Annotated in this window: 20 protein-coding genes and 1 tRNA gene; 13 read left to right on the forward strand and 8 right to left on the reverse strand. The window is 46.1% G+C overall.

Translation table 11 applies throughout. The features are described from left to right. Positions 1-208 precede the first annotated feature (208 nt). Positions 209-293 (forward strand) — tRNA-Leu (locus KXR87_RS11245). A gap of 200 nt (positions 294-493) precedes the next feature. Then, the gene (locus tag KXR87_RS11250; RefSeq protein WP_437432350.1) at positions 494-1,765 is read left to right on the forward strand and encodes a tyrosine-type recombinase/integrase; all 1,272 of its coding nucleotides are present in this window, start codon (positions 494-496) and stop codon (positions 1,763-1,765) included. A 173-nt stretch (positions 1,766-1,938) separates the two neighbouring features. Here the strand turns inward: KXR87_RS11250 and KXR87_RS11255 are convergent, their stop codons facing one another. Continuing rightward, positions 1,939-2,205: a MazG-like family protein gene (locus KXR87_RS11255; RefSeq protein WP_063149787.1), complete on the reverse strand. Its 267-nt coding sequence runs from the start codon at positions 2,203-2,205 to the stop codon at positions 1,939-1,941. A 466-nt stretch (positions 2,206-2,671) separates the two neighbouring features. Between KXR87_RS11255 and KXR87_RS11260 the strand changes: the two genes are divergently transcribed. Beyond that, positions 2,672-3,754: an ImmA/IrrE family metallo-endopeptidase gene (locus tag KXR87_RS11260; protein WP_437432351.1), complete on the forward strand. Its 1,083-nt coding sequence runs from the start codon at positions 2,672-2,674 to the stop codon at positions 3,752-3,754. A gap of 2 nt (positions 3,755-3,756) precedes the next feature. On the opposite strand, the gene KXR87_RS11265 is transcribed toward KXR87_RS11260, so the two are convergent. From KXR87_RS11265 to KXR87_RS11290, 6 genes are all read right to left on the reverse strand, one after another. After that, positions 3,757-4,701, reverse strand: a complete 945-nt coding sequence (locus tag KXR87_RS11265; RefSeq protein WP_437432352.1) for a hypothetical protein — start codon at positions 4,699-4,701, stop codon at positions 3,757-3,759. Further along, complete coding sequence (locus tag KXR87_RS11270) at positions 4,698-5,678, reverse strand: thymidylate synthase (protein WP_437432353.1); 981 nt, start codon at positions 5,676-5,678, stop codon at positions 4,698-4,700. Before KXR87_RS11270 ends, KXR87_RS11265 begins: the two co-directional genes overlap by 4 nt. A gap of 348 nt (positions 5,679-6,026) precedes the next feature. Further along, a complete protein-coding gene (locus KXR87_RS11275) occupies positions 6,027-7,226 on the reverse strand; it encodes a restriction endonuclease subunit S (RefSeq protein ID WP_437432354.1) in 1,200 nt (399 codons plus the stop codon). Next, complete coding sequence (locus KXR87_RS11280; RefSeq protein ID WP_437432355.1) at positions 7,223-8,857, reverse strand: type I restriction-modification system subunit M; 1,635 nt, start codon at positions 8,855-8,857, stop codon at positions 7,223-7,225. The genes KXR87_RS11275 and KXR87_RS11280 overlap by 4 nt, the downstream gene beginning before the upstream one ends. A 63-nt stretch (positions 8,858-8,920) precedes the next feature. Next, positions 8,921-12,334: a DEAD/DEAH box helicase family protein gene (locus KXR87_RS11285; RefSeq protein ID WP_437432356.1), complete on the reverse strand. Its 3,414-nt coding sequence runs from the start codon at positions 12,332-12,334 to the stop codon at positions 8,921-8,923. 277 nt (positions 12,335-12,611) lie between these two features. Then, positions 12,612-13,541: a hypothetical protein gene (locus KXR87_RS11290; RefSeq protein ID WP_437432357.1), complete on the reverse strand. Its 930-nt coding sequence runs from the start codon at positions 13,539-13,541 to the stop codon at positions 12,612-12,614. A 180-nt stretch (positions 13,542-13,721) separates the two neighbouring features. Here KXR87_RS11290 and KXR87_RS11295 point away from each other — a divergent pair, with 180 nt between their 5' ends. From KXR87_RS11295 to KXR87_RS11310, 4 genes are all read left to right on the forward strand, one after another. Then, positions 13,722-14,015: a helix-turn-helix transcriptional regulator gene (locus tag KXR87_RS11295; protein WP_437432358.1), complete on the forward strand. Its 294-nt coding sequence runs from the start codon at positions 13,722-13,724 to the stop codon at positions 14,013-14,015. Between the two features lie 202 nt (positions 14,016-14,217). After that, positions 14,218-15,825: a YfjI family protein gene (locus tag KXR87_RS11300; RefSeq protein ID WP_437432359.1), complete on the forward strand. Its 1,608-nt coding sequence runs from the start codon at positions 14,218-14,220 to the stop codon at positions 15,823-15,825. 524 nt (positions 15,826-16,349) lie between these two features. Continuing rightward, complete coding sequence (locus KXR87_RS11305) at positions 16,350-17,603, forward strand: hypothetical protein (RefSeq protein WP_437432360.1); 1,254 nt, start codon at positions 16,350-16,352, stop codon at positions 17,601-17,603. Between the two features lie 255 nt (positions 17,604-17,858). Continuing rightward, positions 17,859-18,749, forward strand: a complete 891-nt coding sequence (locus tag KXR87_RS11310; RefSeq protein WP_437432361.1) for a GTPase family protein — start codon at positions 17,859-17,861, stop codon at positions 18,747-18,749. A 36-nt stretch (positions 18,750-18,785) separates the two neighbouring features. Here the strand turns inward: KXR87_RS11310 and KXR87_RS11315 are convergent, their stop codons facing one another. Next, the gene (locus KXR87_RS11315) at positions 18,786-19,139 is read right to left on the reverse strand and encodes a hypothetical protein (RefSeq protein WP_437432362.1); all 354 of its coding nucleotides are present in this window, start codon (positions 19,137-19,139) and stop codon (positions 18,786-18,788) included. A 319-nt stretch (positions 19,140-19,458) separates the two neighbouring features. Here KXR87_RS11315 and KXR87_RS11320 point away from each other — a divergent pair, with 319 nt between their 5' ends. From KXR87_RS11320 to KXR87_RS11345, 6 genes are all read left to right on the forward strand, one after another. Then, complete coding sequence (locus KXR87_RS11320) at positions 19,459-20,148, forward strand: hypothetical protein (protein ID WP_437432363.1); 690 nt, start codon at positions 19,459-19,461, stop codon at positions 20,146-20,148. 211 nt (positions 20,149-20,359) lie between these two features. Then, positions 20,360-20,806 (forward strand): antirestriction protein, encoded by a 447-nt coding sequence (locus tag KXR87_RS11325; protein WP_437432364.1) that lies wholly within the window; start codon positions 20,360-20,362, stop codon positions 20,804-20,806. Between the two features lie 10 nt (positions 20,807-20,816). After that, complete coding sequence (locus KXR87_RS11330) at positions 20,817-21,023, forward strand: hypothetical protein (RefSeq protein ID WP_437432365.1); 207 nt, start codon at positions 20,817-20,819, stop codon at positions 21,021-21,023. A 44-nt stretch (positions 21,024-21,067) separates the two neighbouring features. Next, positions 21,068-21,547 (forward strand): RadC family protein, encoded by a 480-nt coding sequence (radC, locus tag KXR87_RS11335; RefSeq protein ID WP_437432366.1) that lies wholly within the window; start codon positions 21,068-21,070, stop codon positions 21,545-21,547. A 13-nt stretch (positions 21,548-21,560) separates the two neighbouring features. Then, positions 21,561-21,887, forward strand: coding sequence for a type IV toxin-antitoxin system YeeU family antitoxin (locus tag KXR87_RS11340; protein WP_437432367.1), 327 nt, complete (start codon positions 21,561-21,563; stop codon positions 21,885-21,887). Between the two features lie 24 nt (positions 21,888-21,911). Further along, positions 21,912-22,253, forward strand: a complete 342-nt coding sequence (locus KXR87_RS11345; RefSeq protein ID WP_045411008.1) for a TA system toxin CbtA family protein — start codon at positions 21,912-21,914, stop codon at positions 22,251-22,253. Positions 22,254-22,287 lie beyond the last annotated feature (34 nt).

Consider the following 22,287-nt stretch of genomic DNA (forward strand, 5'->3'; position numbering starts at 1 on the left):
ACTTGTAACAGGATCAGATAACAAGACGGGAAAAATGTAAACCGCTACCGTCACGTTGCAGCGTTTTGCGAGCTGCCTTCCAGAGAAAGGCTAAGTGAATGGGGAATATGTCGATTTTTTCGGCACTCAGACGCGACAAGGCCGGGGAATGCTTGCGCAGGGGTCAGCAACAGGTATAATGCAACCCGCTATCAGCATCCCCTTCAGTGCCGAAGTGGCGAAATCGGTAGACGCAGTTGATTCAAAATCAACCGTAGAAATACGTGCCGGTTCGAGTCCGGCCTTCGGCACCAAAGGCATGTAAATGGACCTCAACTGAGGTCTTTTTTTATGTCTGAAATCCGCGCCACATAAGGCTTTCCACGATTTTCTCCTCAACTGAAGTCAACCTAACTCAACCCACATCAACAAGCTTGTGAGTATACTAATGAGTATATTTGCCGATTCGATATTGCTTGTATACTCACGAAATACCAATGGAAGGAGGACCATTATGGCCCTAACGGATACTAAAGTTCGTTCTGCGAAACCTGAGGAGAAAGAGTATTCACTTGTTGACGGTGACGGCATGTTCTTACTTGTAAAACCTAACGGTTCCAAGTATTGGCGATTTCGTTTCCGTTTTGGCGGTAAACAGCATTTGATGGCGTTCGGTGTCTATCCTGAAATTTCACTGGCGGATGCCAGGAAGAAAAGGGAAGAAGCCAGAAAGCTGGTAGCTGCTGGTATCGATCCTCGTGAGCATAGACGTGCTGTGAAAGAAGAGCAGGCGAAAGAGATTATTACTTTCGAGAAGGTTGCCAGAGAGTGGCTCGTGACCAACCAAAAATGGTCGGAAGATCATGCTAATCGCGTAAAAAAGAGCCTAGAGGACAATATCTTTCCGGCAATTGGTACTCGCAACATTACTGAATTGGGTACTCGTGACTTACTGGCACCCATTAAAGCGGTGGAACTGTCTGGACGTCTTGAGGTGGCCTCCCGTCTTCAACAGCGCACCACGGCCATCATGCGTTATGCAGTGCAAAGCGGGTTAATTGATTACAATCCGGCGCAGGAGATGGCGGGGGCGGTAGCTTCCAGTAATCGGCAGCATCGTCCGGCACTAGAGTTAAAGCGCATCCCTGAGTTACTTGAGAAAATAGATGACTACACCGGCAGGCCACTAACCCGTTGGGCAACGGAACTGACTTTGCTTATCTTTATTCGCTCCAGTGAACTGCGTTTTGCTCGCTGGTCAGAGATCGATTTTGAAACGTCAATGTGGACCATCCCGCCAGAGCGAGAGCCTATTCCGGGCGTGAAACATTCTCAGCGGGGATCAAAGATGCGTACACCTCATTTGGTGCCGCTTTCAAAGCAGGCGCTGGCGATCCTAAAGCAGATAAAACAGTTTTGTGGTGATAAGCATGAGCTGATTTTTATTGGCGATCATGATCCGCGTAAGCCAATGAGTGAAAACACCGTAAACAGTGCGCTAAGGGTGATGGGATATGATACTAAGGTCGAGGTTTGCGGCCACGGCTTCCGCACAATGGCCTGTAGTTCGTTAATTGAGTCAGGGCTATGGTCGAAGGATGCGGTGGAGCGGCAGATGAGCCATATGGAACGCAATTCGGTGCGGGCGGCGTATATCCATAAAGCGGAACATCTGGATGAACGCAAGCTGATGTTGCAGTGGTGGGCCGATTTTTTGGATGCAAACCGGGAGAAGGGGATTACGCCGTTTGACTATGCGAAGATTAACCGGGGTAATGGAGAGTGAGTTGCTCATTATACCTGTTTAATTAAACCTAGTCGGCCAGCCTTACTGGAGAGGCTGGTTGGTGATTTTACAGGGGGTATTGCAGTTAGAGGCTCTCCACAGGCCCATCAAGGTAGATGTACTGCCAGAACGAATCATTGCATGTTCAAAAGTCTTTGTTGATTAATTCTTATTTATCTCTCTTTTACGCGATCATAATATTCGATGATTTGCAGTGCCACGGCAGCAATTTGCACCGCTTCCTCCCTACTGGTACCGGCTGCTTTACCACCAAAACGATCATGGAGGACGGCTTGATGAAACTCACCCACCTCTTCCCCGAGAATAGCTCCCCAGATAAAAGGGTCTTGATTACGGTCTGCCCCCCATTTGTCATCCTGCCGATGCATTTCTGCTAATACGTCAGATAGGGCTTTAGTGTCTTGATGTTTACCTTTCATGTTTCCCTTACGAATCTGCTATTTTAAGGCCATCATTAACATTAAATATGTGCAGAGTCCATTAATTCGATACATCTCATTTTGTGAATGAGCGTTGAGTTTGCTATAAACGTAGCAACCAAGAAAAATAAAAGTGGATAATTTTGTTCATTACCTTTCAAAGCAAAAAGTTAAGGGCTATTTGCGAGAGTATGCACGAGGCAAATGAGATCTTTGGTGACAAACTGGCATCAAGACTGCGCTCGCGACTTTCCGACCTTTCCGTGACGGACAACATATTACTGTTGCCAGTGGGTTCGCCGGAGGTATGCTTTGAGGATGGGGAAGAGTGTATTACAATTACTCTTTTAGGTGATGTAGAAATGGGATTTGTCTGTGGGCATACAATTCAGCCAAGAAATCAAGACAATACAATTGACTGGTCTCGAGTCAGCCGGATACGGTTAGTGTTCATAGGTGACGTGAAATGATGGTAACGCAGGACTTCCAGCCTGACTGGGTATCTCCACCCGGTGATACGATTATAGATCTAATGGATGAACATGGGCTTTCTGGTGAAGAACTGAGCAAGAGAGTTGGATTGTCTCTTGTCCGGGGTCAGCAACTTCTCGAAGGGAAAATCCGACTCAATGAGTCTCTGGCCTGCAAACTTGAGGAGCTATTCAGCGTATCGACAGACTTCTGGATCAAGCGCGAAGACGCTTATCGCCAGCAAATTGAATACCTCGAGAGAGTGAATAGTGATTGGCTCGAATCATTGCCCGTACGTGATATGATGGAGTTTGGTTGGATCCCCAAAACTACAACTCGGGAAAGTAAATTCAGACACTGCCTGTCATTTTTCGGAATTAATTCCGTGAATGATTTTTTTTATAAAATTCAGACAGATGCTCCTTTGGTCGCTTTTCGTAAATCTCTTAATCTGGCAACCGAACCTGTAGCCGATTTGGTGTGGCTGACTAGGGCTGCACAACTTACCGCAAACCAAGACTGTGCAGTATGGGATAAAGAGGTGCTGCTAGCATTATTGCCAGAACTGCGCAAAGCCACAAATGAACCCGACATGGGGATTTTTATCCCTTACATTCGCGGCCTTCTCGCCACTGCTGGAGTTTCTCTTGTTGTGTTGCCAACGCCAAGGGGATGTCGGGCAAGTGGTGCTACCTGCTTTTTTACACCAGACCGTGCTACCCTAGTCATGAGTTTCCGTTATCTGACCGATGACCATTTTTGGTTTACGCTGTTTCATGAGATTGGGCATCTTATCTTGCATGAAGCTGTCCGAGTTCGCGTAGAAGGTAAAGATGGTCTTTCGACGAAAGAGGAAAAGGAAGCTGATAAATTTGCCGTTGATGTTCTTATCCCAGAAGAATACCGGCAGCAGCTTGGTCGCTATGGTGTCCGGCACTGGAAAGAGATCATCCGGTTAGCTAGGAAAATGGGGGTATCCAAAGGGATCGTGCTGGGATATTTGCAGCACGAAGGTAATATACCCTTTTCTCACCTTAATCGGTTTAAAGTGAGATTCCGTAAAGAAGATATCGTCTGATATTAGCCGCCGAAATAGACATAACGGTCAGGTGACTTCTGCCAGTTGCACAATGCATCTTCAATGATCTGCATTCTCAGGTAGGGTGCAGGAATAATTGCCGCAAGGTCAGCCAGTTTTTCATTCAATACATCTATTGTGTCACCAGCAGTCCGGCTATTGCTGAAAAGTAGTCGGCTTCCTTGGAGGGGACCTGTTGCCCCATTCAGAAAGACATGACCTGGTTCTGCCTCCAGAAGTCCAGTTTTCTTGAGCATAGTTAGGTAATCAAATTTTGCGGTTCTTCCAAATGAGATCACAGCATTCAGCCCTGAATACAAAAGTTCGAATAAAGCTTCGGGTGAAGATGAAAAACTCCTGGCCTCTGCAAACCTAGCCTCATGACTGTGTGTGGTACCAATGAATCCGATATAAGAGCGAAAAACCGCAGGTATTGAACGACGAGAGTGATATTTCTTCGTTTCATATTTCCGGTGGTTACCATACTGCCTTAGGCTGCTGTTTGCTGTCAGCTCATCAGAGACGCTGGCAAACCATTGTTCAAAAGCAGCAAAGTCATCAGTTATCGTATCCCATGTCCACGTTTGTGTACCGAGTCCACTGTATATATCTCGACACAAAATCCAGCCGGTTTTGTTACTCTTGCCGAAATGTGTGGCAAGGAAAACCAGCCAGCAGGCTTCGTCATAATTGTTTTCACGAAGATGAAGGCAGGCAGCACGGAGAGGATCAAAAACATCAGAATTCGGCTCTTTTCGTAACGGAGTCATATAATCAGTCCGTAATGCAAGAGTTTCCACATAGCGTATACGACGTATACTGTCGATAATCTGACAGGCTAAAACATCAAAGCAGGCGGGAGAACTTAGGCCATTTAGGTTGTGTTCATTGCGACTAAAATTTTGCAAACTAACAACCAACTGACTGATTTGATTGTGTCTTTTCATTGTAATTTTCCATCAAAAATAAATCGATATTCCTGATTTTTCATTGCAGCCAACTCTTGGAAGGCTAGTTCTTTGTGGTTGGATGTACGTGAACGTAACAAAAAGTGGATTTTTAAAATACGCAGTAAATCCTTCCAGTAGTCATTCAAGGAAGTAGTGTCAATATCAAATTCCTTATTCTCTCGAAGAGCTTTTTCTGCCTCAAGCAGGGGTAATATATCATCTAAGGAATGCATTTCAGGCATCGATCCCATGACTGGTAGAGTGCTCATGAACCCCTCTTTCTGAAGTGCCTCCACTTTTTCTAAATCATTTTTATAGAGATGTAGACTGGATACGAAGTGATGATAGTGGCCCAATTCGCATCCTATCAAGCGGGCGACTAATTCCTGTAGCATCGTGAAAGCAAATACATCATGGGGCAGCCCCATAAAGGCATCGTTAGAACGCATACAAACAAATAGATGCAGCTCCCCACGTCTGACAATAAACTGCATAGATATTGTACAAGGAATATCTACGTATTCTTGCTGTTCAGTTTTTGAGGGCACCAAGTCTGAAGCATCGAAAAGCTGTATTACTGCACGTCTGGTAGGTTTTTTCTCCTGCAAAAGGTTGATGACATTTTTCAGCTGATTATATAAACCACGCATATTAAACAACCGCGGGCCATAACCACCATGTATTTTCCCATCTGACTCAGCGGATTCAGCGTAACGTGGTATGAAGTGTTTGATAAACTCGAGATCGTTCTGAGCTGAGAGGTACCACAGTAATTCACCTAAGCAACTAATTAGTTTTCCTCGGGATTCCGTTCTACTTATTCTTCGCCGAGGGTCGGTAAGGACAAGATAGGCACCAAGAATCTCTAGAGTTGATCCTTTTGTAGGATCATTGCTGAGACCATCAGCCAAGATAGCTTGATGAACATCGTTTATCAGATCGTCGACACACTCAGCCGTTACCAAAAGGGTCATTTTCTGCCTTTTCCTGTATGGTTGTAACAAACCATTACCACCTGTACGGCATATAGTCAATATAGTATTAATATCAACATGGTTAACAGGTTAAGTCAGACTTGGCGTTCTTACATTACAATGTGACATTCAACTATGGCGGGAAAGCATTGGGCTAATCTGATGATGGTTATAGAATTATTTTCACGCTGGTTTCTAGGCTTGATGAGTTTGTTTTAATAGATACGACACTGACGGGGAAAAGCCCTCATGAAAATATAAAGATGAGGCTATAAAGACATCACTGCCAATATAGCCAAGACCAGTATTCGTGGGTCATTTTTTCATCTTTATTAATACTCACCCTGATTAATTGAAGTATGTTTGGCTAATTGAACCAAACATATCATTTGTTTCAACTATATTAATATTAAGTTTTTTCATTAGTTCAGAGTGAAAACTAACGATTTTAGAAAATGTCTGTTGTTTTTCTAAAGGAGGTACAGGTATCCTGAGTGCAGATAAGGTACCTTGGCTAATATTCTGAATATTCGCCCCTTGGCCTCCGCTTAACATTTTCCGTTTCATTGAAGGTGTACGGAAGAGAAAGTTAAGATATTCTGCCGTGATTGCAGAATTTTCTATTCTGTATCGAATGCAAAATCCACTAAATGTGACTTTTTCTTTATTTGGATAAATAGTAAGACATCTTCCGACCAAGGCTTTATTACCATTAGAACGGACAAAGACAATATCACCATCTTTCAAAAGATAATCATCTGAAGGGAGCGTATTTAATTCAATTTCACCGATATTGTCCATACAGGTAATCGTTGCTAGTGATTTGAAATTGCCAACTCCCAGACACTTCAGTACAGAGCCTGACTCACCTTTCGTAAAATTCATTCCATTTTTAAATGAACCATATTCTAATAAAGAAGCCACATCCCATCTCTTCGGGTTTTCAACAGGATCACCAAAAATCGCTAAAAACGTAGCACGCAAAAAATCATCAGCCAGTTTGATGGCTTGTTCGCGTTTTTGGCGTATGCTCGCTGCTTTATCAAAAATAGCAACTATACGTCTCTGATCATTTAAAGATGGTAGAGGTATAAGCAATTCTTTAAATCTTTCAAGATTTAAGTTCGATATATTAGTCGTTTTTTGCCCACAATTTCTTATTATTACTTGAGTGTGTTCAAGTGTCAGCCAAAAGTATAAATATTTTGGAATGACTTTTTCTTTTTTTGCTCTAATGATTGATATAAAACCACCAGCAGTAGATTTTGCCGGTAATTTTTCAATAAAACTAATTTTCCCAACAAGCTCCCAACTATTTGCACTGGAAATAAGCATATCTTCAGAACGTAAATATTGCTCATCCCGCTTGATAAAACTATCGGGAATGGCAATTAAATCCGAAATATCTAACCCACCCCTTTGAACATTTTTTGTTCTCATGACAATGGTTGAGCCTTCACTCAATGGCTCAACCTGATCATTTGGCTTAAACGTTACTCCTCGAATGATTGATAAAACATCCCCTAACTTCACCATTGGCCAGCTCACAGCATCCCCTCCAGCTCATCCAAATCCGCCAGAATCTCTTTTTCCAGATCCTTCAACCGCTTCAGTATCACCTTCGGATCTTCATACTTCTCCGTCTGATACACGACTTCTTTATAACGGTTGATGGAGAGATCGTATTTCTGCGCCGCAAGTTCCTCCTTCGGCACCACAAACACCGCCTGAGTGCGATCTTTAAAATCAACGCCAGCATCAATCCCTTCCGGGGACTGTTGTTTCAACAATGAGGCTAATTTCTCACCCATAAAGTTATCAACCGGTAGCCCGCGTAAAGTACGGTAATGCTTCCAGCTTGCCAGCAGATGCGGCAGGTCGTTGTCTTTTATCGGGTTACGCTTGTCATCCAGGCTGTAACCATCATTTTGCAGATCGTAGAACCAGACCTCGTCCGTCTGACCACCTTTGGTAAAGATCAGGATCGCCGTCGCCACACCAGCGTAAGGTTTAAATACGCCGGAAGGCAGATTGATCACCGCTTCCAGCTGGTTATCTTCTACCAGCGTTTTACGCAGTGATTGGTGCGCCTTACTGGAGCCAAACAGTACACCCTGCGGCACGATAGTGGCACTGCGTCCGCCTACTTTCAGCATTTGCAGGATGCGCGCCAGGAACAGCAGCTCAGTTTTCTTGGTTTTCACCATCGCCGACAGCGTGGCGTCGATATCTTCCTCATCCAGTGAACCGGTAAACGGTGGGTTCGCCAATATCAGATTGAAAGCATTTTTGCTGGCCTGTGGGAAGTTGGTGCTGAAACTCTGACTCATGGTGTCCTGATAGTGGATATCCGGCTCTTCCACGCCGTGCATAATCAGGTTCATAGCGGCGATACGCAGCATAGTAGTGTCAAAGTCGTAGCCGTGGAACATGTTGTTATCCACATGGTCACGCCACGGCGTCAGCAGATCGCCAGTAAAGATTTTTTGCTCTTCCAGCTCACCGCGTTCGTTGCTGCCAATCTCTGTATGGATGGACTCCAGCGAGCTGTATTTTTCCAGCAGGTACTCATAGCTGGTCGCCAGAAAACCACCAGTGCCACAGGCCGGATCGCAAATCGTCTCACCACGCGCTGGATTCGGCTCCATCATTTCAACCATCGTGCGGATAATGTGGCGCGGCGTACGGAACTGACCGTTGATTCCGGCGGTGGTCAGCTTGCTTAACAGGTATTCGTAGAGATCGCCTTTGGTGTCGCCACGATCCAGCGGCAGGTTTTTAATCACCTCTACGGCTTTGGTTAACAGCGACGGTTTGACGATCTCCAGACGGGCATCTTTCATAAAGTTGCCCAGCAGTGTCACCTTTGATGCATCAGCCTGGCCGAGCTGTCGGAAATGCTGGAACACGCCATCACGCACCACGTCCATCATTTCATCCGAGCCAAGGTTGCTGTAGTGGCTGAAGCGAAACTCCTGCTGCTCAGGCGCAAAGCGCGGTTTAAAATCAATACCCGCGATTTGCTTACGCTTCTCGTCCCGTTGTTCCTGGGTATCCAGCATCCTGGAGTACATCAGGTAGGTGATCTGTTCGATAACGGTCAGCGGGTTTGTGATACCACCCACCCAGAAATCTTCCCACAGCCCGTCGATTTTACTTTTTAAGTCACCGGTGATCATTGTTAACGTCTATACCCTGTTATAAAAATAAAAGCCCCGCAGCCGGGGCTTGTCATATGCGTATTATACCGTCGCTACGTCGGTCACAACACCCAACTCTTCGACTATCTTTTGCAACCGGGCGATCTGCTCTATGTCTGGGAAAACACCAGTAACACCTTCGTTGTGGATGTGTGTAAACGGCTGTTCAAAGAGCTGTCGCATTTCAATGGTGCCGTAATCGCGGATGTGGTTTTTCAGCAATGACAGGAAACGCAGTTGCTGGCTGGTCAGGCTGTTGTCAGCGGCGAACCGGGCAAAGCGCACTTCCACCGCGTCGCTGTCCATCCCGATAATGGTACGCAAAAGTTTATCCAGGCTTGCGGTTGCCTGCGGGTAGAACTCTTTTAGCGCTCGGATATCAACGTTGGGGTTTTGGATCAGTACCAGTTTTGCCAACTCATCCAGTTCGCCTTGTGTTACCGGCTCGCCGTTGCGGATTTTTTTCAGTACCGGATTTTGCTGAAACAGGGGCTCCAACGCTCCTTGAACCTGCTGACGATAGAGTTTGAAATCAATCGAGCGTATGTTGGTTTTGCGGGTCTCCGTCTGGATCAGGTTCGCATCTTCGGTAATATCCACCTGTATCGAACCAAATTTCGGCGTCGCGTCTTTTTCCATCAGGTGCATGATGCCGCGCAAATGAATGCGGATATCCTCCAGTTCTTCCAGGCTGGCTTGCTTCCACCAGCCTAAATCACGAAGTTGATTAATCCGTTGTCCTTGCTGTTGCACCTGAGTCAGATGCGGCGGCAGACGTTCCACTTTCTCGATGATGACCGGCCAGAGCACATCAAGCTCTTCCGGGTTGGTATAACGGGCAGTTTGCGCCGCCAGAATATCCATATCAAAGCGCATGGCATCGCTTTGCCCGCGAACGTCCAGCCACTGCATCAGCGGGGCCAGGACAGATAGCAGATCCTGCTGTGTTTTCGGGGAAAGCTGGCGCAGCACTTTTTCATCGCTGTACTGCGCTTTTTGCTGCCACTTCTCCTGTACGGCAATCGACTTTTCATCCAGCGCGTTGATCTGTTCGCGGAGCTGGTGAGCGACTAAATCCACCGCCTGTTTGTCGAACTTACGCTGTGCAGCAGCCCCCAGCATAACCCACGCTTCGAAGCGTTTTTGCGCCAGCGATTTTGTCGCTGTGACTTCGGCCTCTTCGGTATGCAACTCGTGATACTCAAAATTGCCCCAGTGATCGAAGATACGGAATTTTTGCTTATCCAGCGGTTTGCCGTTGTCATCGTAGCCGTACAGCCCCGCACAGAGGCGCGTACCACGGCCAATCATCTGCCAGAACTTCACTTTTGATTTGACCGGCTTGGCAAAGACCAGATTTACAATTTCCGGAACATCAATACCGGTATCAAGCATGTCAACAGAGATAGCGATGGTCAGCTCTTTGTTGGTGCTTTCATCCAGCCCTTTAAAATCGTCAATCAGTTGCTCGGCGCGGGGATCGTAGTTGTCGATGACCTGGCAGAAGCGTCCAGCAAACTGCGGGTACATGTCGTCGAACAATGCATTCAATAGCAGCGCGTGTTTGTGGTTACGGGCGAAAATGATGGTTTTACCTGGCAGTTGGCCGTCCTGATCTTTCAGGCCGTTTTCCATCAGGTTACGCAAGATATAGCGGTTGGTATCTTTGTTATAAATTGCCTCATCCAGCGCCTTGCCATCAAATTCCAGCGTATTGGGATCGATACCCTGTTCTTCCAGTTCGCGGATTTGTGCGTCGCTTAACTTCTCCCGTTTGATACCTTCGCGCAGGAATTCCGTGGTGTGCGTAACAACTTCATAGGGAACCAGATTGTTATCGGCGATGGCATCTTCCAGGCTGTAGTTGGCGGTAGGGATACGTCCTTCACAACCAAACAGGCCGAAAGTGGTTTTACTCACCATGTCGATCGGCGTGGCCGTCAGGCCAATCTGGAGGGCATCAAAATACTTAAACAGGTCGCCGTAGACGTTGTAGATAGAGCGGTGGGATTCATCGGCGATAATCAAATCGAAATAACCAACATCAAAATGGTCCATGATTTTCATCATGCCGGGATAGGTGGCGATGTAGATCCTGGCATTCTGCCTGTCTGCTTTCTTCGATTTCCCGACCACATACAGCGGCTCATTGGTGAATTGATTAAAGGCATTCGCCGCCTGTTTACGTAGCTCTTTGCGGTCACAAAGAAACAAGACGCGTTTTACCCAGCGGGCATCAATCATCAGTTTGCTCAGTGCAATAGCCACGCGGGTTTTACCTGTACCGGTAGCCTGAACAATCAACGACTGGCGATACTTGTTGGTGAAACGTTCGCTGACGCGGGCAATGGTTTCAAGCTGATATAGACGTCCGGCAACTGCTTTGCCTTCATTATCCTTAACGTGCGGCACGCTGTTGAGCGGCAGACGGGTTTCACGCTGCTGAATAAGATATTGCAGGCTTTCCTTGCTGTAGAAGCCAAATACCCGACGCGGCGGATAGCCATGAGTTTTATGGTCGTCCCACAGCCAGATATCGTAGCCGTTGGTGTAGAAGATGACCGGACGCTGACCATATTCCTTCTCTAGCCAGTCGGCATACAGCCGGGCCTGAATTCGCCCCTGCTCGGCATTGACGCTGGTTTTTTTGGCTTCCACCACCGCCAGCGGTTTATGTGCCTCATCCCACAAGACATAATCCGCATAACCGTCACCGGTTGCGGTAGGCTGTTCTTTAACAGGGTGTTCCTGCGTAACCTGATCGGTATCTTTTAGCTCTTCCCCTACATTCCAGTCAGCAGCAAGCAAGCGGGAGTCAATCAGGCGGCGGCGGGTTTCCGCTTCATCAATAGAGAGGATATCGGCAACATGCTGGTTACGCGCTCTGGCTTCATTCAGGCGCTGGGTGAGGTGTTCGGCCTTTTCCTGCTCTTGCTGTAGTGCGCGTTGTAACGCCAGTTCTCGCTCACGGCTTTCATCTTGAGCCCTGATTGCATCTTCCAGACGTTTATCATCTGCACGACCTGAAGATTGCGTTAATGGAGGAAGAGTAAATTTGGGGCAGTTATCAACATTACCGTGGGCGTAGCGGACATATAGCCAAATTCCCAACAAATACGCTTCTTTGAGCAGCCAGTAGGTATCTTTAGCTTTGATACGACCACCGTGCGCGGCACGGTTGCCGTGGATACGTAGCGCATCCATTTTCATGATGATGGCTTCCGGCATCATGCTGGTAAACACATCGGCGTTCATTAAATCGTACAGATTAGCCTTGATGCCTTCCGGCAACCGCTCCTGACGATACAACCAGCGCACTATCAATTCGGTGTAGTTACGCAGCTTAACCAGACAGCTTTCAGGATCGGAGTGAACATAGCGTTCCGCCATACACGCGAGTTCCGCCAGTTCCGGCCACTGGCTACGCAACATTTCAAAATTGAGAGACTGCTCCATCAATCATCGCCTTATGTCGTGGATACAACAGGAATTCTGGAAAGAATATCACACTATTTTGGCTGACGAAGTGAGCCGGATGGCATATGGGGGCTATGAATTGACTGCCGTAACAACTGTAAAGAGATCAAGCATTTATTAATTACAGTCAATAGCATGATTTTTTATACTTTGGGCTCAGAAGAACCCTGAAGACGGTAACGGGCTGTCCGTTCTCCCGCAACTGGCGATACTTCGGAAAGCCTGTTATTGGATTACATGAATTTATCTATGGGTTTTAATTATTGTGTTGTCTTTTGCACGCAGATAGAGCTTTATCGAAAAGTTCTTTAAAATCCCCCTCACGCGCCCACCCTTTTATCATGCTTGCTGAGTTAGCTGATTCATTCAAATTGTTAGCTATGATGAATTCATCAAGCCTCCCACCCAGTTCATTGTGTAATGCAGTAGCTGTTTTCAGTTTAGAGTTTGGTTCTGGCAGTATTTCCTCTTTCAGGATGCGAGTAACTTCTTTTTTGTGAGCACCAAAACTCTTCTCAGCCTTTACATTTGCAGCTTTTTTTGCATCCTCGTGTTTTTTTAACGCTGACTCAAGGGCCTGCACGTTGCTGCACCATCCCCGAAACTCTCCCAGCTGTTCGAAGGCTTCAAACATTGCATTCGACTTCTCGGCTTCGCGGCCCATTTCACTCAGGTAATGAAAGGCCAGAGTAAAAAAGTAAGAAGCTGCTTCAAACCTGTCCATTCCATTGGTATTCAGTAACTCATTTACCGTATCAAGTCCCTTGCGCAAGCCTTTGACATGCAGTGAAGTAAAATCTGGGTCTTCTACAGATTCTTGGTCGTTAAGTTTTTTCAGGTCGCTAAGTCCAGTTTCAATTTCATCTTCCTCACTTAAGTCTTCAAGAAGGAAGCGCATAAAAGTATCAAAATTGCACTGTGTGCTGACAACGTAGTTTTGAAGAATAGTTGACGGGTGTCGTTCCTTTACCGAGTTTTTCCTCAATGTAATGTGATGTATCCAGTCGGGATACGAGTCATTCAGATAACTTACCAGACGTTGTTCTGACGAGGAAAAACTGAGCCAGTGATCATTCAGGAAACTACCTGGAACAGGCGGTGTGGGCTTATTAAAGTGTTCTAGATAGTAATCAGTAGGCGTTTTACCAAATTTACCTTCAAAGTTATTGTTTCTTTTTCGTACCATGCCTCATGGGTATCCTTGCCAACATTATGATTTTTCTATCATAAACGAAAAAGTGTCAGGTGTTGTGCGCTATCTCAAGAAAATATTTTCTGCACACGTATTTTTACCTTTATATCTTGCTCTTAAAGTCAATAGCACTCCGGGGAATTCTCCGGCTATCAACTTAAGGAGGAACCAACGATGATCAACCCGCCACGAACCGATTATCCGGTTTATGCAAGCTGGCATAACAACATAGAGACTGGACGACCACCCCTACCAGACGTTGAAAAACGGATCCACTTTGCAATGGGCGATGACATCCTGCTCAGCATGAAAGACATCACCGCTCACAGTGGCCTTAGTGACAAGCATTACTATTCACTTATTTCCAGAGGTATGTTTCCCCGACCGCTGAAAATTGGTCGCTCAAGTCGCTGGAGAAAAAGTGACTATGAAGCATGGTTAAATGAGCGGGACACAAATCGCAAGTAATCTGGACTGCAATATCGCTTACTGAAACGATTTGTATTAATGGGATTATCTAAAGTACGAGAAAATACGCACGCCTGTAATTGAAAAATAAGTTATCTGTACCAGCATATTTATCACATTAACCCCGTGAGGGGAACAGCTATACCTGCTGTTCATCAGCTGGTATATGGCTTATGCTCTTTAACAATAAGGGAACATTATCATGAATCTGCCCCTGCAGAATTATCAGGGGGAAACTCCTGAACAACGAAATATGTCTGTTAACGCCTCTGAAACACTATCATTTCCAATAAGGTCTCTTCCCAAAAAAATCAGTAATGCAATCATCGCTACTAGTGTAAATAAAGGAGTCTCTGTAGAGATTGCTGCCAGTTCATTTCTGGCTGCTGCTTCTCTTGCCTGCCTCCCGCTGGTTGAAGTGATACCTGTACATACAAAGATCCCTGAGCCCGCCGTGCTCAATTTTCTGGTTATTGCCGGGTCCGGTAGCGGAAAGTCTACGGTGTTGAGAGCTGTTATGCAGGTCTTTCATGATTTTTCATCAGAGGTGAATGAAGAATATAAAAATCTATTGAACCAATTTCAGGCCGATACAAGCCTGTGGGAGGAAAATAAAAAGGCCCTGGCCCGAAACCTACGGCAGGCGACGTCCCGCAATTATGGTCGTGAAGATGCAGAAGGGGCTATGGAGGAGCATCTGAAAAATAAACCGCAGAAACCTGTCAGGTTTAAATTCTTATATCAGGATATATCTAACGGTGAGCTTATCAAAAGCCTCGGAGATAATCCTGATGCGGGTATTTTCTCTGAAGAAGCCGTTACATTTTTTAAATCTAGGGCTAAAAACGATCCGGGTATATTTAACCTCGGGTGGGACGGTGCTCCATACTCATATCAACGCGACGGCGTGGATTGTGAAATCAATCTTCGCCTGATGTTTTGCCTGATGGTTCAGCCCGATATTTTTGATGAATATATCACCAGAAATCAGACAACAGGGAGAGGGAGCGGTTTCCTTGCCCGCTTTCTGTCAGTCAAAGTCGAGGGTGAATGTCAATATCAGGATGGCGATTCTAGTCATATGAACCGCGCTCTTGACGAATTTGAAAACAGAGTCCTGGAGCTATTGGAACGGGCAAAGCAACGTTTTTATGATGGCATCACTGATAAGCAGCAATTAATCCTGTCACCTCAGGCCATTGCATTTATGGGCGAAAAACGCGCCGAAATGAAGCAAAAAATAAGCGAGGGAGGACCATGGGAACATATTAAGGATATTGCTCTTAAATCGGGCTCTAACGCGATACGACTGGCTGCAATGCTTCACCACTTTGATGAGCAGCCAGAAAATGAAATATCGCTTTCAGTAATGGAATGTGCACATAGGGTCATTGACTGGTATATGCAACAGGCTGGAAGAGTGTTTTATAGAAATTCACGTCTTTTCCTTTTTGAAAAAGATGTGCTGGAAGTATACCACTGGATCCACAACAGAATGACGATAGAGGGAAGAGCGATAATCGCAAAGTCCGAAATTATGCGTCTGGGACCCACGCATAAGGATAATAATCTCCGGTTAGCCAGCAAACTGGAACCCATCCTGGCACAACTGGCATGGCAAAAAAGAATTTATTTGATTCAGAATTACACAGGAGGACCTGTTTATATCATTCTGCCTAATTCACTCGGTTTTTTTCAGAATCCCGACATGCAGCGAGACTTATTCCCTCAGGGATGCAGATACCTTGAGCCCAGCGATTTATCTGAAAGGGTGGCACTGAACTTACCTAATCTGACTTTCTCTTGGTGAAGTCGGTGCCCATTACCGGATACTCGATGTGATTATTTATTCACTGTGTGTCTCGGTATCCACATAAGGCGGCTGAGTGTTTTTTCATCAAAATGCAATTACTATGACTTCACAAGCCCTGATTCTTGCGAATTTTCGCAGGATCACGGCAATGGTTATGTCTGCATTTTTATTTTTGGTTGAAAATTGAGTTGTAAAGCTATTTTGGGGGCGGCATGACCTAAAAGGTAAAACCTTCAAAACCGAATAATTAGTCACGTGGAACGCATTTGTTCATCAGTAAAACTCGCCCTTCATAGTCACTCTGTTATCACTTTGAGTACATTAGTAGCAACTGAAGGGCTTCATTAAATATACCTATCAGGGGAGGAAATATAAAATTTATAATGAATGAATATTTAAAATTTTAATGAGATAGTCTCTAGGTGGCTTCTGTCTCATTTAACCCATCTTACATTATCTTATTACTATCATTTATTAATAATTAACTATTCTATCTATTAATTATCATTAAGAATACTATCATGACACAATGTGATCGGGGTAACTGTAAAAAGGATATACTCAGACGTACAGCTTCTGGTAATGTAGGTCTTTGTGAAGAGCATTATCAGAAGTTTATGTTTAATCAACAAAATAAGGAGAAGAAATTATTAAGCATCTGCCAGTATTGCGGTTGTTCTTTGGCAGAGACAAGAAATGAAAAGTATTGCAGTACTGGATGCCGCCAGAAAGGTTCACGTAAAATCCCTTCTGATAGCGTTGTCAGTATTCTGAGTTCATCATACTCGCAGCATATTGATGAAACGATTAAACGAAATCCACTCTCATTAGGCTCTATTACTGGACCGGGGGATGTGGTGGATTTTCACCAGCTATATCAGATAAAAGCCCGTCATCAGCGAAGCTATGCCATTCCTGCTTACGAGGGGTACCAGGGAAAACTGAAGCTTGTAGCATTGCTGTGTATTGAAATATGTCATATGTATCCAAATGGAAAAGGAGGTGCAAACATAGCAGGTAATTTGATTATAGCTCCTGAATTATTAAACCGCAGAAACAGAGATATACTACCTTTTCAGGGACATGGTTTCGATGGTATTAAATCAACAGGTGAATATATTCCATTCAGTGGAAGCCTTTATGAAGGATTAGTTGAACGCTTCGGCTCAGTTGCCGTCAATAATTCCTTGGCTAAAATAACCCCTGTTAAGCGTTTTCATGGGAATGCCGTAAGAGAGATAGATTTCAGCGGGATTGATCAATTGCTCCCCCTATTTACCTTACTGCATGAAGAACTTTGGCGTCTGGGATACCGGAAGATCACAGAATGTCTTGCGCAGATCCGGCAGTTATATCCGTATTATCCTTTATATCTTGAGTTGTTGGCTGTCATCGGTTTTCATGCAGTTCTATCCGGTGATCCAGATCGTTTTATGGCACTTTTATGTCGCGTGTTTAACAAGTATTTCGGTTTTACCTCGCGGATATCCCGTCCACACAAGCGATGTGCAGGGCTGATGTATCTTCTATTGCGTAAATATCTACGTCGATATTTTAGCGTGGAAATTGAAAGTAAAGAGGCTGTGGTGGCTTTCTACAATAAATTCTATTCACAGGAGATAGTCTCGGTGAGCCCAGTCAAGGATCTGGTAATCTGTTACCAGTATTCAAGGGGAGTCAGAAGGTCCACCAGCACGTTTTTCTATATATCTCCCCAAGACAAAGATAACTCTATCGAATTATGGCATCTGATAGGAGGTGATTTGCCTTTTTAACCACTAAACAATCAGACCACATCACCTGTACCGTGATGTGGTCTTTTTTTAGCTTTCTCCTGCTTTCTGTAATACCCCTCGCTAAAAAATTATTTCCTGCCTGACAGCATTGACTGAAAACTATTCGATTTTATTACAATGCCTTATTTTTCTCAGATTAACCTGTAAACCATATCCCAGAAAATCTCACGGCTATATTACTCATGTGAACAGTCGGTTACTCATCTTCCGACTTTGCTTTTCACAGGAGTAAACATGCCTCAAACCCCCGAATCGCAGGATACCAGTGATATCCTGCGTACTTGCCTTAATTTCTTACCCCAACAAACGACCGAACGTATTATTTCCCGTCTGCAACAGGCAATTCACTACGAGCCCGTGATTGGTATTATGGGCAAAAGCGGTGCGGGTAAGAGTTCGCTTTGCAACGCCCTGTTTCAACAACCGGTATGTCTGACCAGCGATTTGCTGGGCTGTACCCGTGAACCTCAGCGGATAGTGCTCACCGTGGGCGAGCGCTGCATGACACTGGTAGATTTGCCTGGAGTTGGCGAGACACCGGAATACGATGCAGAATATTCGGCGTTGTATCAGAACTTGCTGACGGAGCTGGATTTGATTATCTGGGTCCTGCGTGCTGATGATCGTGCGCGTGCGGTCGATATCGTCACGCACCGGTCACTGCTTGCTTATGGCGCGGATGCTTCCCGTTTCCTGTTTGTTGTCAGCCAGGCAGACCGGATTCCTCCGTTGCCAGAACTTGCCGGACAGGTTGTTCCTTCAACGGAGCAGTGCCTTTCACTTGCGGTTATCAGTTCGCAGATTGCTGGTCAGTTGCCGTCCTCTTTCCCGGTGATGGCTGTTTCAGCACATACCGGCTACAACCTGCATGCTCTGGTGGAACTGATGATACATGCGTTACCCGTACAGGCCAGTAGCGCATTTTATTGTCAGTTAAAGCCAGAAAATCATACGGAGGAGAGTGATGTCGCTGTACGTCAGCGTTTTGGTGAGATAGCCGGTTCGGCTTTTGATACGGTGATCACTTCTGAGCGTCTGCCTTCTGGCTGGAGCTTGTTGCTGAGGAGGCTACGGAAAAAGCTGATACAGCTTGCGTCTGAATTATGGGAAAGGATTTTTGGCTGAACCGGACAGACTCAGCCACGGACAGACATAAACCCGTTACTTTTTATACCTTACAGATATGGTTCTTTTAACGTAATTCTTACCAATTTCATAGTCCGGGTTCCATGTCGCCAGATTATGGACACCGATTGCGGCGGCGCTCACCGCTCCCAGAAGTGCGGTTGGTGACCACAGGGAGCCTGCCACCGCAGTGCTTCTGTATTCGGTGTATACACGGCAGGTTAACTTCTTCTGCTGATGTTCTATCGCATACTCCACTCTTTTGACGGTTTCACTGATGTCAGTAACATTCGTGATATCAAAACTTTTCCGGTAAAAAATCAGGTCATTCAGTTCCTCTCTGGTTAGAAATTCTGCATTAAACGACTCAATCTGTACTGTTCCTGACATCCGTTGTTCCTCTCTTTCCTGGAATCTATGAATTTCCCCCGGTACGCGCCTTATGGTCAAACATTGCACTTTTCAGGGGCATTGTGTGTCAGAAAAGAATATATCGATCTGTATAAACGATCAATAATGATAAATTGATCGTTATTATCTATCAATAATAGCTTTCGATATCCATGAATTGATCGTCTTAACCTATCAAGAAGTAAGGATATTCTGGTTCGTTTAGCACCGTTTTCTTGCTCCTTTGACAGATGTCGACTGATTAATAACTTATGCAGTGGTTCTCTCCTGACCACTGCTGCCAATCCACAGGTGATTTATGAAAACCAGAACAATAATTGCTCTTTTACTCTCCGCCGCCTCTGTTTCTGCGCAGGCAGGCAACTGGATGGTGAAAAATGGATGGTGCCAGACCATGACGGAAGACGGTCAGGCGCTGGTTATGCTGAAAAAAGATACCATCGGCATCTTCGGCCTGTTGCAGGGTTGCCCCAACGGTCAGCAGGAACTGATGGGAAGCCGTATCAGTATTAACGGGAATCTGATCCCCACCTCACAGATGTGTAACCAAAAAACAGGCTATAAAGCTGTTGAAATTGAAGGTGAGCAGGCACCCGCCGCAGCCCGGAAAGCCATTGAATCAATTGCCGGTCAGGATATTTCCAGCGTACAGGCCTTCGGCACACAAATGAAATTTACCCGTGGCGATATGCTCCAGGTTTGCCCGAAATATGTCAGCGCCCTTGCAGGCGTATCAGCAGAAGCCACCGGGAACAAGCCGCTGAAAGTCAACAAAGGTTCGGTAATGAAAGCGGCCAGACAGGCGTACACGAAAGAATATGACCGTGAAACGGCAGACGCCGCTGATTTTGGCAGCTATGAAGTGAAGGGAAATACGGTGGTATATGAAGTCTACAATGCCGCTTACCGCACCTACGATAAAATCGTTGTTACTGTAGGGTCTGATGGTAACGCCACCGGTGCAAAGGTGGAGTACATGGGGCAATAACCCCCTGGTATCATTTCTGACTCAGTCATAAAGGCCGTGCCTCCATCGGGAAGCATGGCCTTTTTGCTTTTATGCCGCCTCACTCATTGCATCACCTACCACAAGAGCAGGCATAAATGACTGGCTCACCGTGTTTTAACACCCTGATTTAACGACTCATCATCACGCCAGCCCTGACCGGCTGGCTTTTTTATTTTCGGAGTGATTAATCATGACTACTGCAATTACTGACGCCACCTTATCGTCAGACACTATTTTCGCCGTGCCTGTCGCAGATGAACAGCGCCCCGGTTTCTGGCCGCTGCACTTTGGCTCCATTCCACAGTGGATATTACTGGAGCCACGTATCTTTGCCTGGATGGACCGTTTCTGTGCGGATTACAGCGGCGGTATCTGGAATTTTTACACACTCAGCAACGGTGGGGCTTTTATGGCTCCGTACACTGACCGCGATGCACAATGGCAACTCTTTAACAGCATGAATGGCAATGATGCGCAAATGAGTGCAGAGGCCGCCGGAATTACCGTCTGCCTGATTGAGTACAGCCATCACGCCTCTCGTACCGGGTGTGATGCCATGACCACGCATTATTATCGCCTGCGTGAGTATGCCCTGCGCCATCAGGAATGCTCCGCCATCATGCACATCATCGACTGAGGGGGCCGGTATGAATACAACCGAACTGTCGCTATCAGACACCCTGTGGGAATCGCTGAAACGCATTCCGGTCACAGAGGAGGATGAAGATATTGTTATCAGCGAACCTTTTTTGCATTTTCCTGCCGGAACGCACCTTACCACGGTCTGGATGTGGTTCGAAGCCATGGCCCCGGCCTTTTCCGTGGCCCATAAACTGTATGGCAAACCGCAGTAAAACCCCACTCCTTTTTACTATCCTGAATGACCAGAGAGAACATTATGGTTATATCCTCTTATTCGACAGACAGCGCGTTACCTTTAACCGCGCAGCGAACGGTAAAACGTGCGTTATCCCTTCTTGAGCACCATCTGCGTGAGCCTGGTGTGGCATTCACGTCTACCTCGGTTGTCCGGGACTGGCTGCGCCTGAAAATGACCGGGCTGAAGCGCGAAGTGTTTCTGGTGCTGTACCTTAACCAGCAAAATCAGTTAATTACTCACGAAACCCTGTTTACCGGCACCATCAACAGTACGGAAGTGCATCCCCGCGAAGTGGTGAAATCAGCCCTGCACCATAATGCCGCCGCCGTGCTTTTTGCTCACAACCATCCCTCCGGTGAAGCTGAGCCCAGCCAGGCCGACAGGCAGATTACCGCCAGACTGGTAAAGGCTCTTACGCTGGTAGACGTCCGGGTGCTGGATCACTGTATCGTCGGAGGCATGACAGTGGTTTCATTTGCCGAACGAGGCTGGTTATGAAGGAGGGCAAAAGATGCCACTGACTGATGCAAAACATTGGGGGTTACAGCGAAGTTTCACACCAAATTTTGGCGCAAGGCTGGTACAGGAAGGCAACCGACTGCATTACCTGGCTGACCGGGCCAATATCACCGGTAAATTTGTTGATGCCGAATGTCAGAAGCTGGAAGAAGCATTCCCGCATTTTATCCGCCAGATGGAACTGATGCTGAGCACTGGCGAACTTAATCCCCGTCATGCGCACAGCGTCACTCTCTACCACAACGCTTTCACCTGTGAAGCCGATACTCTCGGCAGTTGTGGTTACGTCTACATCGTTATTTATCCCACTCAACGTTAAATCTTTTTCATTCGCGAGAACAAAATGAAAACCATACCTGCAACAACTCAGCGGGCGGCGAAGTCGTGCCCGTCGCCCGTGGCTGTCTGGCAGATGCTACTTACCCGTCTGCTGGAGCAGCATTATGGCCTCACCCTGAATGACACGCCGTTCAGCGATGAAACCGCTATTCAGGAACATATCAACGCAGGCATCACACTGGTTGATGCCGTTAATTTTCTGGTGGAAAAGTACGAACTGGTTCGTATCGATCGCAGAGGGTTTAACTGTCAGGAGCAGTCCCCTTATCTGGGTGCAGTGGATATTTTGCGGGCGCGGCAGGTAACCGGCCTGTTGCGGCAAAGCCCTCATCCTTCGATACGCTGAATCTTGCGAGCCGTCTTCCCGAATTACATCACCA

It is taken from the genome of Yokenella regensburgei (assembly GCF_051486985.1).
In the GTDB taxonomy this organism is placed as follows: domain Bacteria; phylum Pseudomonadota; class Gammaproteobacteria; order Enterobacterales; family Enterobacteriaceae; genus CBFFRJ01.